General features: G+C 73.1%; 13 protein-coding genes. 10 read left to right on the top strand and 3 right to left on the bottom strand.

Features of this window, described 5'->3' with window-relative positions:
* Positions 1-226 precede the first annotated feature (226 nt).
* From ABZ234_RS33040 to ABZ234_RS33020, 5 genes are all read left to right on the top strand, one after another.
* On the top strand, positions 227-1,309 hold the full coding sequence (locus ABZ234_RS33040) for a permease (protein ID WP_267949212.1): 1,083 nt from the start codon (positions 227-229) through the stop codon (positions 1,307-1,309).
* Positions 1,306-2,154 carry a TIGR03943 family protein gene (locus ABZ234_RS33035; protein WP_355014663.1) on the top strand — a complete coding sequence of 283 codons (849 nt, stop codon included), beginning with the start codon at positions 1,306-1,308 and terminating at the stop codon, positions 2,152-2,154. The genes ABZ234_RS33040 and ABZ234_RS33035 overlap by 4 nt, the downstream gene beginning before the upstream one ends.
* A 118-nt stretch (positions 2,155-2,272) precedes the next feature.
* The gene (locus tag ABZ234_RS33030) at positions 2,273-3,679 is read left to right on the top strand and encodes an ATP-binding protein (protein WP_355014662.1); all 1,407 of its coding nucleotides are present in this window, start codon (positions 2,273-2,275) and stop codon (positions 3,677-3,679) included.
* A gap of 13 nt (positions 3,680-3,692) precedes the next feature.
* On the top strand, positions 3,693-4,769 hold the full coding sequence (locus ABZ234_RS33025) for an AI-2E family transporter (RefSeq protein ID WP_355014661.1): 1,077 nt from the start codon (positions 3,693-3,695) through the stop codon (positions 4,767-4,769).
* 24 nt (positions 4,770-4,793) lie between these two features.
* The gene (locus tag ABZ234_RS33020; protein WP_355014660.1) at positions 4,794-5,453 is read left to right on the top strand and encodes a VTT domain-containing protein; all 660 of its coding nucleotides are present in this window, start codon (positions 4,794-4,796) and stop codon (positions 5,451-5,453) included.
* Positions 5,454-5,492: 39 nt separating this feature from the next.
* Here ABZ234_RS33020 and ABZ234_RS33015 read toward each other — a convergent pair whose 3' ends face one another.
* Both ABZ234_RS33015 and ABZ234_RS33010 read right to left on the bottom strand, forming a co-directional pair.
* Entirely contained in the window at positions 5,493-6,821 is a 1,329-nt protein-coding gene (locus ABZ234_RS33015; RefSeq protein WP_355014659.1) for an ABC transporter substrate-binding protein, read from the bottom strand.
* Between the two features lie 568 nt (positions 6,822-7,389).
* Positions 7,390-8,415, bottom strand: a complete 1,026-nt coding sequence (locus ABZ234_RS33010; protein ID WP_355014658.1) for a LysR family transcriptional regulator — start codon at positions 8,413-8,415, stop codon at positions 7,390-7,392.
* 235 nt (positions 8,416-8,650) lie between these two features.
* On the opposite strand from ABZ234_RS33010, the gene ABZ234_RS33005 reads away from it, so the two are divergent.
* Entirely contained in the window at positions 8,651-9,808 is a 1,158-nt protein-coding gene (locus tag ABZ234_RS33005; RefSeq protein ID WP_344181647.1) for an acyl-CoA dehydrogenase family protein, read from the top strand.
* 320 nt (positions 9,809-10,128) lie between these two features.
* On the opposite strand, the gene ABZ234_RS33000 is transcribed toward ABZ234_RS33005, so the two are convergent.
* Entirely contained in the window at positions 10,129-10,908 is a 780-nt protein-coding gene (locus ABZ234_RS33000; protein ID WP_267950335.1) for a 4'-phosphopantetheinyl transferase superfamily protein, read from the bottom strand.
* A 95-nt stretch (positions 10,909-11,003) separates the two neighbouring features.
* Here ABZ234_RS33000 and ABZ234_RS32995 point away from each other — a divergent pair, with 95 nt between their 5' ends.
* From ABZ234_RS32995 to ABZ234_RS32980, 4 genes are all read left to right on the top strand, one after another.
* On the top strand, positions 11,004-11,138 hold the full coding sequence (locus ABZ234_RS32995; RefSeq protein WP_267949220.1) for a hypothetical protein: 135 nt from the start codon (positions 11,004-11,006) through the stop codon (positions 11,136-11,138).
* A gap of 50 nt (positions 11,139-11,188) precedes the next feature.
* Complete coding sequence (locus ABZ234_RS32990; protein ID WP_267949221.1) at positions 11,189-11,995, top strand: DeoR/GlpR family DNA-binding transcription regulator; 807 nt, start codon at positions 11,189-11,191, stop codon at positions 11,993-11,995.
* Positions 11,996-12,138: 143 nt separating this feature from the next.
* Entirely contained in the window at positions 12,139-12,957 is an 819-nt protein-coding gene (locus ABZ234_RS32985; protein WP_355014657.1) for a polyprenol monophosphomannose synthase, read from the top strand.
* Between the two features lie 75 nt (positions 12,958-13,032).
* On the top strand, positions 13,033-13,458 hold the full coding sequence (locus ABZ234_RS32980; RefSeq protein ID WP_267949223.1) for a hypothetical protein: 426 nt from the start codon (positions 13,033-13,035) through the stop codon (positions 13,456-13,458).
* Positions 13,459-13,647: the final 189 nt, after the last annotated feature.

Genomic DNA, 13,647 nt, shown 5'->3' with positions numbered 1-13,647 from the left:
GCCACGCGCTATGACAAGCTCGCGCTTCGCTACGAGGCCACCGTCCAGATCGCTGCCATCAACGAATGGCTCTGACTTCCCAAACAGGCCCTAGCCGCGTCCCGCCGGGCGGATGCGCTCCTGCCACCGGGGGAGCGTCGTCCACAGGAAACGCCGGGTCGTCCCGGGCGAAAACGATTTTCGGTACTATGCGTGAAGATCCCGCCCGACCACCACGGAGACCGACGTGCCCGACCGGACCACACCGGCCACCGACCCCGGCCCGCCCCCGAGCAGCTCGCTCGGCGACTCCCTCGCCGGGGGGTGGGCGGACCGCGGCGAGGAGCTCCCCCCGGAGGACTGGGGACGAGCCCGGGGCCGCCGCAGGACCGGGACGGTCTGGCTGTTCGCCCTGTTCATCACCGCGATGGCGCTGGGGCACGCCTGGATCTCCGACGAGCTGACCAGTCAGGCCTTCCTCGCATGGGCCACCATCTTCACCGCGATCAGCTTCCAGGCACTGCCCTTCCTGGTGTTCGGTGTGGCGCTGTCCGCCGCGCTCACCGCGTTCGTGCCACCCTCGGCCTACCAGCGGTTCATCCCGTCCAAGCCCAGCCACGCCGTGCCGGTCGCGGGGGCCTCCGGGGCCCTGCTGCCCGGCTGCGAGTGCGCCTCGGTGCCCATCGCCGGAAGCCTCATCAAGGGCGGGGTCGCCCCGGCCGCCGCGCTCACCTTCCTGCTGGCGGCGCCCTCCATCAACCCGGTCGTCATGATCGCCACGGCGGTGGCCTTCGCCGGGCAGCCCGAGATGATCCTCGCCCGGTTCGTGGCCTCCCTGCTGGCGGCCGTGGTCATCGGATGGATCTGGGTGCGCTTCGGCCGTGCCGACTGGCTGCGCCTGCCCACGCACAACCACGCGCCCGGGGCCTCCCGGTGGCAGGTCTTCCGCGAGTCGATGCTGCACGACATGATGCACGCGGGCGGCTACCTGGTGGTCGGGGGCCTCGCCGCCGCCACCCTCAACATCATGGTGCCCCGCGAGTGGCTGCTGGCGGTCGCCGGCATGCCGGTGGTCTCGGTCCTCGTGCTCGCCCTCCTGGCCATCCTGCTGTCCATCTGCTCCGAGGCCGACGCGTTCGTCGCCGTCAGCCTCACCGACTTCTCGCCCACGGCCAAACTCGCGTTCATGGTGATCGGGCCGATCGTCGACCTCAAGCTCCTCGCGATGCAGGCGGGGGTGTTCGGCTGGCGCTTCGTGGCCCGCTTCGCCCCGCTGTGCCTGCTGGTCGGCCTGCTCAGCACGTTCCTGATCGGAGGACTGATCCTGTGAACCGCATCGCCCAGGGACTCACCCTGGTCCTGCTCGGCGCGGCCGCGCTGACCAGCACGATCCCCACCGACCTCTACCTCAACTGGGTCAAGGCGGGCTTCGGTCCCTTCCTCATCGCCGCAGGCGTGGCCATGGTCCTGCTCGGCGTGCTCGTCATCGCCTCCGAGCTGCGCGGCGAGGACGAGGCGGAGGAAGAGCACGGGCACGGGGCGGACGCCGAGGTCGTCGCCGCCGGGAACACGGTGTCGGCGCAGGAGAGCGCGTCCGCCGTGGAGAGGGACTACGAGGAGGCCTACGGGCGCGGGCGCGGCACCCAGGGGCACGACCACTCCCGGGCGCCCGGCGTCGCGTGGCTGCTCCTGCTGCCGGTGCTCGCCGTGTTCGTCGTCGCCCCGCCCGCGCTGGGCTCCTACACGGTGGAGGCCACCTCCGGCTCCTCCGGACCGCCCCCGGAGGACCGGCGCGCGGGCGCCTTCGACGACGGGGTCGAGGAGGCCGCTCCGGGCGAGGTCGTCTCCATGGACATCCGCCAGTTCGTGATGCGCGCCTGGATCGACGAGGACCGCCTGCTGGTCGGTCAGGAGGTCGAGCTCACCGGGTTCGCGGTGCCGGAGAAGGACGGCGACGGGTGGTACCTCGCCCGCCTCCAGATGGCCTGCTGCGCCGCCGACGCCGTCGTGAACAAGGTGTACATCTCCAACGAGCCCGCCCCCGAGGCGGACACCTGGTGGACGGTGCGCGGCACCTGGGTGGAGCCCGAGGGCGAGCTCTCCGAGGTGAGCCAGCACGAGTTGACGGTCCTGGAGCTCCAGGAGGTCACCGACCCACCGGACCCCTACGAGTAGACCCCGGAGGATGTCCGGTTCCTCCCGGAGTCCGGCGTTGGTCCCCCTCCTCCGCGCACTCTTCGCCACACCGTTCACCATTCGCCGGTTTATGGTCGCGCTGGGTGACAATGGGCGGGTGCCAGAGCGGAGCGACGGAAGCCGGGGAGGGTGGGGCCGACTGCGCCCCCGGTCGATCCGTGCCAGGGTCACCACCGGAGCCGTGGTCACCCTGATCCTGATCACCGGCCTGTCGCTCTCCCTCAGCAGCTTCCTGATCCGGGAGATCTCGCTGACCCAGATCAGGGACCAGGCGGACGACCAGGCCCGCCAGGTCTCCGAGCGGATCGCCACCGAGCGCTACCAGGGTCCGATCCCCGACGGCGAGACGGTCCTGCGCGTCCAGGTCGTCGACTGGGAGACGGGCGAGGTGGTCGCCGCCACCGACGCGATGGAGGGCAAGCCCCCGGTGACGGACGAGCGGCCGGAGCCGGGGGACTTCCGCCTCCAGACCACCGTCTGCAGCGGCATCGCGGGCCCCGAGCCCAGGGACTGCCTGCTCGTGGTCGGGTACGGCCTCTCCGACTCCGCCTACGGCGAGGTACTGGTCCTGGCGGCGGCGAGGTCGCCCAGCATCCTGGGCACGTCCCTGGTCGAGGCGGTCCTGGTGGGGACCTCCGTGGCGTTCCTGGTGATCACCGCGACCGTTATCTGGTTCTGGGTCGGGCGTGCGCTGCGGCCCGTGGAGAGGATCAGCGCCCAGCTCGACAAGCTCTCCGTCACCGACCTGAACCGCAGGCTCCCCGTTCCCGGGACCCACGACGAGATCGCCCATCTGGCCCGTACGGCCAACGCGAGCCTGGCACGGCTCGACGAGGCGGTCACCCGGCAGAGGCGGTTCGTCTCCGACGCCTCGCACGAGCTGCGCAACCCCATCGCCGGGATGCGCACCAAGCTGGAGGTCGAGCTCTCCGACCCCGAACCCGACGCCCGCTCGCGCGAACTGCTGCTCACCGGCCTGCTCTCCGACACCGAGAGGCTGGAGAACATCGTCTCGGACCTGCTCGAACTCGCCCGCCTGGACAAGGACGTGGCCCGCGAACGGCAGGAGGTGGACCTGGAGGCGCTCATCAGGGAGGAGTTCGTCGACGAGCGGCGCCACCCCGCGCTGCGGATGCACTCCTCCGGGCCCGTCCGGGCGACCGTCAACCGGCTCCGCCTGGTCCGCGTCCTCACCAACCTGGTCGCCAACGCCGAACGCCACGCGCGGTCCAGGATCGACATCGTCGTCGAGCGGGACGGCGACGCGGCCGTGGTGGAGGTCCACGACGACGGGGCGGGGATCCCCTCCATGGACCGTGAACGGATCTTCGAGCGGTTCGCGCGGCTCAAGGAGTCGCGTGAGCGCGACCCGGGCGGGAGCGGGCTCGGCCTGGCCATCTCGCGTGAGATCGTCCAGTCCCACGGAGGCAGCCTCGTGGCCGGGCACAGCGACCTGCTGGGCGGTGCGGTCTTCACCCTCCGCATCCCCGACACGACCGCGTAGTCGGGACAGGGACATGCCATCCGGAAGCGGACTGACCGCACTGCCCGCGGGCGGGGACGGGCCGAGGCACCCCAACTACTTCCTCCTCGGGTTCGTCGGCGCCCTGGGCGTCCTCACCGCCTGGCTCCTCGTCGAGGCGCTGATCGGGGTCCGCGCGGTCCTGGTGTACATCCTCGTCGCGCTGTTACTCGCGGTCGGGCTCAACCCCGTGATCGAGGGGTTGCGCGACCGCGCGCGCATGCCGCGCTGGGGTGCCGTCCTCACGGTGTGCCTGGCGATGGTGCTCTTCGCCGCCGTGTTCGTCTGGGCGATCGTGCCCCCGCTCACCGAACAGGCGGCGAGCTTCGCCGCGAACCTTCCGGACACGGTGGACAGCCTCCGGCGCACGCCGTTCTTCGCGGACCTGGAGCGGCGCTACGACGTCCTGGACCGGATCGAGGGCCTGGTCACGGCTCCCGATTTCGGGCAGCAGGTCTTCGGAGGGCTGGTCGGCGTCGGCCAGGTCGTGTTCAACACCCTGTTCGCCACGTTCACGGTGTTCATCCTGACGCTGTTCTTCATGGCGTCGCTGCCGGGGATCCTGGACGTGTCCTACCGGTTCGTGCCCCGCTCCAACCGCGACGGGGTGCGCCGGATCGGCGACGAGATCGTCCGGCGCATCGGTGCGTTCATCGCCGGCCAGCTGGTGGTGGCGACCTTCGGCGGGGTGGTGGCGTTCTTCTTCCTGTGGGCGGTCGGCTCGGCCTACGCCCTCACCCTGGCGCTTGTGGTGGCGGTGACCGCGCTCATCCCGCTGGTGGGCACCACCATCGGCGCGCTGGCCGCCTCCGCGGCGGTGGCCCTCGGGAGCCCGCTGCTGGGGCTGGTCACGCTGGTGTTCTTCCTGGTCTACCAGCAGATCGAGAGCTACGTGATCTCCCCGAGGGTGATGCGCCACGCGGTGGACGTGGCGCCGACCGCGAACATCACCGCCGCGCTGGTCGGCGGGACGCTGATGGGGCTCGTCGGCGCGCTCCTGGCGATCCCCACGGTGGCGGCGCTCACGATCATCCTGAAGCAGGTGGTGTTCCCGCGCCTGGAGCGCCGCTGACGCGGAGCGGCATAGGCTTCCGGGATGGGGGAGGGGACGGGCGGCGGGCGCGGGGTGCGGGTGTCGCGGTTCCTGTTGCTCGCGGCCTGGGCGGCGGTGGTGGTGCTCGCCCTGCTCCACGTGCCCGGGGCGGAGGCCCTGCGGAGCCGGGTGGAGGAGGCGGGCGCGGCCGGCCCCGCGGTCTACCTGGTCGTCTACGTCGTCGCCGTCTTCGCGCTGGTGCCCCGGCCGGCCCTGAACGCCCTGGCGGGACTGGTGTTCGGGTTCCCCCTCGGCCTCGCGCCGGCCCTGGCGGGCGGTGTGTGCGCGGCCCTGGCCCAGTTCGCGGTGGCGCGGCACGTGGCGGGCGACGCGGTGGCACGGCGACTGCCCCCGGGCATCCGCGCACGGCTGGACGCCCTTGTGGGCGGTCACGCGTTCGTGGCGGTGCTCCAGCTGCGGCTGTTGCCGGTGGTGCCCTACCAGGCGGTCAACTACGGTCTCGGGCTGACCCGGATGGGCGTGTGGCCCTTCGCGGCGGGCACGTTGGCGGGTGCGGTCCCCGCGACGGCGGCGCTGGTGCTCGTCGGGAGCGGGGGAGCCGACCTGGGCGTGCCGGTGACCGTGGCGGGGGTGCTGCTCACGGTGGTGATCGGCGCCGGGTGGTGGCTGCGCGCACGGTCCGCGGCGCGGACCGGGGGGTGACGGCGGCGGTCCCGGGCCGGGACCGCCGCCCGTCCCGCGCTATCCGCCGGAGGCGCCGTCGAAGAGGGCCACCTCGTCGGGGGTGGGGCGTTCCAGCTCGAAGGGGAGGATCTCCCCGCCGTCGCTGTCGGTGACCATCGGCTCCTGGAGGACCTCTGGTTCCTCCCCGGTCCTGTTCCGCATCACCATGACACCGGAGTACCCGCTGTGGTCGTCCTCGGTAGCCACGAACGGGACCAGGCCCGGGCCGGCCCACTCGTTGGCGTGCAGGGTGTCGACCAGGTTCTGCCGGGTCAGGTCGGGGCCGACCTCCATCAGCAGCTGGGCGAACAGCGTCGCCTGCACCATGCCGTACACGGTCGTGTCGGTGAACGGTGTGCCCTCGTTGTACTCCTCGTGGATCTCCAGGTAGAACTCGGTCCACGGGTCCTCGCGCTGGGCCGCCATCGGCAGGAACGCGGTGATGATGAGCCCGTCCGTGAAGGACTCGGGCGGGACGTCCTCGGCGGCGGTGCCCTCCGCGTACTCCTCGATGAGCCCGGTGATGATCTCCACGTCCCCGCCGAAGCTGGGGGCGACCCACTGCGGGGTGTACCCGATGGAGGCGGCCTCCAGGATGGCCATGCCCAGGAACGCGGGGATGCAGTAGCAGACGGCGATGTCGGCGCCGGACGCCTTCAGCTCGGCGACCTGTCCGGCGAGCTCGGGGACCCCGGGGTCGTAGGACTCCCAGGCCACGATCTCCTCGGTGAGGTACTGCTCGATCCCGGCGTGGGAGGAGGGGCCGACGTCGTCGTTCTGGTACAGCAGGCCAACGTCGTCACCGGGGAAGTTCTCCGCGATGAAGCTGCCCTGGACCTTGGCTTCCTTGGAGTAGTCGACCTGGAACCCGTAGCTGTAGGGGTAGACCTCCGGCTGGTCCCAGGCGAGGGCGCCGGACGAGACGAAGAGGTCGGGGACGCCCTCCTCGTTGAGGTCGTCGATCACCGCCTCGTGGGTCGGCGTCCCCAGGCCGCCGAGCATCGCGAAGATCTCCTGGTCCTCGATGAGGGTCTCGGTGGCCTCCATCGTCTGCGCGGGGTCGAACGCGTCGTCCTGGACCTGGTACTCGATCCGGCGCCCGTGGATGCCGCCGTTGTCGTTGATGTAGTCGAACACCGCGCGGGCGCCCGTGGACACGTGGCGGAACCCGGGGGAGGCCGGTCCGGTGAGGGGCTGGTGCGTGCCGATGACGACGGCGTCGTCACTGACCCCCCGGGTGTCGGCCTCGAGGGCCGCGGCTTCCTCCTCCGCGGTCCGTCCGCCGGAGCAGGAGGAGACGAGAACCGCGACGGCGAGTGCCGAGGCGATGGTGCTCAGTGGTCGCATGAATGGTGTCCTGGACTAGGTCGCGCCTGATCAGACTGGGTGGGTGGCCCCTGGGGGAGTAGTGGGCGGATGGGGGAGAGGAAATCGGGGGGAAACCCTACTGGCGGGTACGTTACTTGCGAGTAAACACCATACGCGTGTCGCATGCCACTGCAACCCGAGCGGGTTCCGCGCGTGCCGCGGGCGCCGTGGCCGGGGGCGGGTGCGGGGGCGGTCCCGTACGGGATCGCGGTCCGGGGCCGGTGTGCGGCGCGCCGCCACAGGCGTGGGGCGCGCGGGAACCGTGGCGCGGATCACCGCGCGGCGGGCGCGGGGGCGCTGCGGCAGGGCCCCTTTCGGGGCGGGTGCGGGAACGCGCTGCCGGGCCGGTCCGGGGGCCCGGCCGGCCCCCTCTCCGGGTGGACGCGGGAACACGGTCGCGGGGCCGCCGCGCGGGGCGGGGCCCGTGCCCGCCTTTCCCGCCCGGGACGCCGGGCCGTGAGGCGCCGCTCCCGACGCACGCGGCGCCCGCCGCGGTCGGAGGGGCGCCGTCCCCGGACGCTCCCGCGGGCCTCCGCCGGGGGTGGGATCAGCTGTCGGGCCGGTCGGACGTCCGTCCGCCGGAGGGGCCGGCCAGGGCCCGGGGGGTGCCGTCGCCGGGGGCGGCTCCGCCTCCGGCGGCGGTGGCGACGGCCTCGACCGAGCTGACCGAGCCCGCGGGCCGGGGAGCCCCCCGCAGGATCTCGCGCGCCAGCCGCGCGACGGCGTCGGAGGCCTGGTGCACCGCGCTGTCGCGCCGCCAGACCAGGAGGTGCCGCAGTTGTATGGGTGCGCCCTCCAGCGGACGTATCACCACGTCCTCACCGGTGTCGAAGTCGGACTGGCAGGGGGCGATCGCCCGGCGGTCGGCGATGAGGTCGCGGATCTCCGACCGGTCGTAGAGCCGGTAGGGCACCTCGGGGGTGAAGCCCGCGCGCTGGCAGGCCAGGTAGAAGCACTCGGGCCATCCGGTGCCGTCCGGAGGGGTCAGCGCCCACGGGGACTCGGCCAGGTCGCCCAGCCGGATCAGTGTCTGGTGCGCGCGCGGGTGTTCCGCCCACAGGGCCACGTGCAGGGGTTCCACCGAGAGCATCGCCCAGGCCAGCGGGCCGTCCGTGGACAGGTCGCGGTCCACGTAGTCGATGGTGGTCCCCAGGTCCAGGCGCCCGGCGCGGACCAGGTCGGTGACCAGTTTGGGGGAGTACTCGGTGCGCACGTGCACGGGGACGTTCGGGAAGACCTCCGGGAGCCGCGCCGACAGCTCGATGGTCAGCGGCCCGACGCCGCCCACGCGGAGCGTGGAGGGGGAGGCCCCGCGCGCGGTGATGTCGTGCAGCAGGTCGTCCATGGAGAGCAGGACCGAGCGCGCGCGGACCAGGACGAACTCCCCGAGCTCGGTCGGGCGGACCCCCGAGCGCCCGCGGTGGAAGAGCGGTCCGCCGACCTCCCGCTCGATCCGCTGGAGCTGCGTCGTGAGGGCGGGCTGGGACGTGGAGAGCGCCGCGGCCGCCTTGGTCACGCTGCCGGTGTCGGCCAGGAGGCAGATGGTGCGCAGGTGGCGGAGTTCGAGGTCCATGCGTGGAATCTAGGACGGGGAGGGGGCCCGTGTACAGACGTGCTGTCGCGGAGGCCGCTGCGAGTCGGGCCGTCCAGGGGATCGGGGGTCCGATTCCCCTTTGTCGAGAGGCGGGCGCCCCGGGCCTCGTGCGCGACCGCGCCTTGGGATAGGGTGCCGCTCGTCACCATATAGTTGGACGTCCTACTACATCCAGTCGTTGGATGGGGCCGGCGCGGAACCGTGGGAGAGGCTCATGGCGGTCGAACGCATGCTGCACACACCCGAGGCGGAACAGCTTCTCGATCTGACCGGGGAGATCGTCGACAAGGAGCTCGCCCCACGCGCCTCCCAGGACGAGGAGGAGGGGGTCTTCCCCCGCGAGGTCTTCCGGGTCCTGGGCGGGGCCGGCCTGCTCGGGCTCCCCTACCCCGGCGAGTACGGCGGCGGCGACCAGCCCTACGGGGTCTACCTCCAGGTGGTGGAGGAACTGGCCCGCGGGTGGCTCGCGGTGGGGCTGGGCGTCAGCGTCCACACCCTGTCCTGCTACCCGCTCGCGGCTTTCGGCAGCGAGGAGCAGAAGGCCGCACTCCTCCCCGCCATGCTCGGCGGCGACCTCCTCGGCGCCTACTGCCTCTCCGAGACCGCGTCCGGGTCCGACGCCGCCGCCATGACCACCCGCGCCGAGCCGGTGGAGGGCGGGTACCGGCTCAACGGCGCCAAGGCGTGGATCACCCACGGCGGCGAGGCCGACTACTACTCCCTCTTCGCCCGCACCGGCGCGCCGGACTCGGGGGCGCGGGGGATCAGCTGCTTCCACGTCCCGGACGGCACCCCGGGGCTGGGCTCGGCGCCGCCCGAACGCAAGATGGGCATGCGCTCCTCCCCGACGGCCGGGGTCCTCCTCGACGACGTCGGGATCGGGGCCGACGCCCTGATCGGCGAGGAGGGCCAGGGTTTCGGCATCGCCCTGTCCGCGCTCGACTCCGGCCGCCTGGGCATCGCCGCCTGCGCCGTGGGCGTCGCCCAGGCCGCCCTCGACGCCGCCGTGGCCTACTCCCGGGAGCGCCGCCAGTTCGGCAGCGCGATCGGCGACTTCCAGGGCGTCGGCTTCATGCTCGCGGACATGGCCACGCAGATCGCCGCCTCCCGCGCCCTGTACCTGTCCGCGGCCGCGCTGCGCGACGCCGGCCGGCCCTTCGGCAGGCAGGCGGCCATGGCCAAGCTGATGGCCACCGACACCGCGATGCGGGTCACCACCGACGCGGTCCAGGTCTTCGGGGGCTACGGCTACACGCGCGACTTCCCCGTCGAGCGCTACATGCGCGAGGCCAAGGTGCTCCAGATCGTGGAGGGCACCAACCAGGTCCAGCGCCTCGTGATCAGCCGCCACCTGGCCAAGGAGGGGAGCTGACCGGACGGCGGACCCGGCGGCCGGTCCCGTCACACCGGCGCGAGGGGCCCGGCCCCGATGACCCCGTAACCGTACCCGTACCCGTGGCCGGTCACGGGTACGGGGCGGCAGGGCCGCGACCCCCCGGCCACGGCCCAGGGCGTGTTCGGTGGATGCTTTCGGCGGGCTCGGCGCTCGCGCCGATCGCCGCGAGCGGTCGCCGGGCCATCTCTCGCAAGACGGGTGGCGAAGGTCGGCCCGGGCTCGGCTGTCCGGGCGGGGTCGGCGCGGCGAGAGGCAGCCCGGCGGACACGAGCCCGGAACGACCCGCGGACCACGGCCTAGGAGCGGAGCAGCCCCGCCGTGTCCCCGGCGGTGCGCACCACGGGCTCCAGAGGCCCCGGGGCCAGCGCGGCCAGCGCCGAGCGGTACCCCTCGGCGCACTCCAGGTCGGTCAGGGCGGCGGACTCCGGGCCGCCGCCGCCCTCCCAGGAGAGCAGCGCCGCGTCGTCGTGGGGCGGGCTCACCAGGACCCTGCGCAGACCGCCCGACAGGCCCAGCCCGGTCGCCTTGAGCAGGGCCTCCTTGCGCGCCCAGTACCGGAAGAAGGCGCCGACCCGGTCCTCGGGCGCCAGGCGCTCCCAGGCCGCGTGCTCGGGCGCGGCCAGCGTGTAGCCCGCCAGCCCCGCCAGGTCGCGGGCCTCGGAGACCCGTTCGACGTCGACCCCCACGGGCACGCCCCCGGAGACGGCGAGGACGACCCACTCGCCCGAGTGGCTGACGGAGACCTCCCACCCCTGGGCGGGCCCGGAGGGGTGCGGCTTGCCGTGCGGAGCGGCGTCCCCGGTGCCCGCGCCGGTGCGCTCCTTCTCCTCGCACGAACGGCAGCGCAGGTCGAAGGTGACCTTCTCGGGCGGGCAGCCGGCCCGGTCCGCCAGGACCAGGCGGGCCATCGAACGGCCCAGCAGGTGCCGGTCGCGGTCGGCCTGGTGGCGGAAGCGGGCGTTGCGCGCCCGTTCCTCCTCGTCCAGCAGGCGCAGCAGGCGGTCGTCGGCGGTGGAGGTGTGGGCCCACCAGACCTCGTGGGCCGGGGGCGCGGGGTCGAGCTTCATGCTCCTCATTGTCACCCGACTTTCCCCGCGTTGGGTGGTGTGAGGTCAACCCAAACCGGGAATTCGGTTAATGGCAGGTCAGCCCGTCCCCTGGGGAGGCCCGAATGTCTGTCTTCGTGTTGTTCGGAGCAGGTGCGCTCATCGGCCTGGTCACGCTGACGGCGGTCGTCATCGTCACCCTCCTGACCGAGAAGCCCGAGGCGGAGCAACCCGCGGCCCGGGAGCGGTCCGTACTCTAGAGCGGCGCGGGACCACGCCCGTGCGATGGCACGGGTGAAGGTGGGTCCACATGGCCGAGGAAAGCCGTCCGGCGTTCGCCGCCGAGCGACGGGAGCGCATTCTCGAACTCGTGCGCGCCAACGGCACCATGTCCCTGCGCGACATCGCCGCCAAGGTCCGCGCCTCGGAGGTCACCGTCCGCCGCGACGTGCGCGCGCTGGAGGCCGAGGGGGTCGTGGACCGCCGGCGCGGCGGGGTCGCCCTGCCCGGCCGGATCGGCCACGAGCAGAGCTACTCGGGCAAGAGCGGCCAGTGCGCCGCGGAGAAGGCCGCGATCGCGGTGGCCGCCGCACGCCTGGTCCGTCCCGGCGACGCCATCAGCATCGGCCCCGGCAGCACCGCGGAGGCCTTCGCCAAGGAGCTCCTCACCCGCCACGACCTGACCGTGGTCACCAACTCCCTGCGCGTCGCCGACGTCCTCGCCGAGGCCGCGCGGGTCGAGGTGGTGGTGACCGGCGGCACCCTGCACGGGCCGATACGGGCGCTGGTCGGGGCGGCGGCGGAGGTGAGCCTGTCCGGGCTCCGCGTCAACCGGGCCTTCCTCTCCGGCAACGGGGTCAGCGCCGACCGCGGGCTGAGCACCCCCAACCCCGCGGTGGCCAGTGTGGACCGCGCGCTGGCGGCCTGCGCGGACGAGACCATCGTCCTGGCCGACCACACCAAGATCGGCGCCGACACCATGGTGCCCACCGTCGCCCCGGAGGAGATCGCCCACCTCGTCACCGACAGCAGCGCCGACCCCGAGGTGCTGATGACCCTGGAGGAGCTGGGGGCACTCGTCCACGTCGCCGTGGTCGCCGACGAACGGGGCGAGTGAGACCGCCCCGCCGCGACCGGTCGGAAGGACCGCGTACCCTACCGTTCACGCCCATTGCGCTATCGGCGCCCGGTGCGTGATCCTGGGCCCACCCCAGTCCGCCCTCCCGACCGACCGCCGCCCATACGCAGGAGCCGCCGCGCATGCCCTCACAGACGACGCCGCCGCACGTCCCGTCCGAACCGGTGCGCGTCACCCCCGAGCCCGTGGCGCTCCCCGAGCCCTGGGCGGACTCGCGCCTGACGGTCGTCGTCCCCACCTACGACGAGGCGGCCAACCTCCCCGTGCTGGTCGGGCAGCTCATGAGCCTGGACCTGCCCCGCCTCAGGGTCGTGGTCGTGGACGACAGCTCCCCGGACGGCACCGGCGAGGTCGCGGACAAGCTCGCCGTCGAGTTCCCCGGGCGGGTCGGCGTCCTGCACCGCACCGCCAAGGACGGCCTCGGCCGCGCCTACGTGGAGGGCATGAACCGCGCCCTGGAGGAGGGCGCCGACTACGTCGTGCAGATGGACGCCGACCTCAGCCACCCGGTGGGCTACGTCCCGCAGCTCCTGGGCACCCTGCACTCCACCAACGCCGGGGTGGTCATCGGAAGCCGCTACGTGCCGGGCGGGAGCCTCTCCGAGCAGTGGGGCGTGCGGCGGCGCCTCCTCAGCGGCTGGGCCAACGCCTACGTCAAGGCCGTGCTGTCCATCCCCGTGCGCGACGTCACCGCCGGGTTCAAGATCTGGCGGGCCTCGGCGCTGCGCGTCCTCGACCTGCCCAGCATCGAGAGCACCGGCTACGCCTTCCAGGTGGAGATGCACTACCGGGCCCACCGCAGGGGCCAGAAGATGATGGAGATCCCGATCCACTTCGAGGACCGCGTCGCCGGCGAGAGCAAGCTCGACGGCGCCGTCGCCCTGGAGGCTGCCCTGCGCCCGTTGCGCCTGCGTCGCGCCGAGAGGTCCCGCAGGCGCTAGCTCCGGCCCGCCTTCCTTCACATCCGCCCGCTCGTCTGAGAGCATCGGTGAAAACGTGGGAAGGGGGAGAACACAGTGACCGAAGAGCCCTATGACGTGGACACCGACATGGGTGACGACCCCGAGGAGAGCGAGGCCGCCGAGCTCGAGCGGCGTATCGAACCGGATTACGACATCCAGGAGTACGACTTCGAGGACGACGACAGCCGGGGTGAGCGGGGGATCAGCGAAGCGGTCCGGGACGAGCGCAACGACGTGTACCCGCGGCAGAGCTGGGGCGGGGAGACCCGGAGCGCCGAGGAGGAGGCCGTCAACGAGATCGACGACGGGTACTCCCCCGACGTCGGCGAGGGCGCGGCGGTGAGGAGCCCTCACCCCGGTGAGGCCGACGCCCACCGGGCCGACGCGCACGGCGCGGACGAGCGCGACCGCACCGCGGACCCGGCCGGCTACGTGCCCGACGCGGAGGACCCCAAGGACACCGGGGCGCCGGACGCCTGATCCGGGACCCGTGGCGGGAGACCGGGGCCCGGACGACCCGGCCCGGGACCGGCCCGCCGTCTCCGGTCGGCGCCACGCGGCCGTACCCCTCGCGGCCCCGGCAGGCCCTCCGGCCGCCGGGGCCGCGCGCTGCCCCCGCCCGGCGGGCGGGGGCTCCACCCCCGCGGCAGTTCCGGGGTCCCCCCCCCG

The organism is Nocardiopsis sp. NPDC006198 (assembly GCF_040613895.1).
GTDB lineage: Bacteria > Actinomycetota > Actinomycetes > Streptosporangiales > Streptosporangiaceae > Nocardiopsis > Nocardiopsis tropica.
The sequence above is the reverse complement of the archived record's forward strand: the minus strand, read 5'-3'. Positions and strand labels throughout refer to the sequence as shown.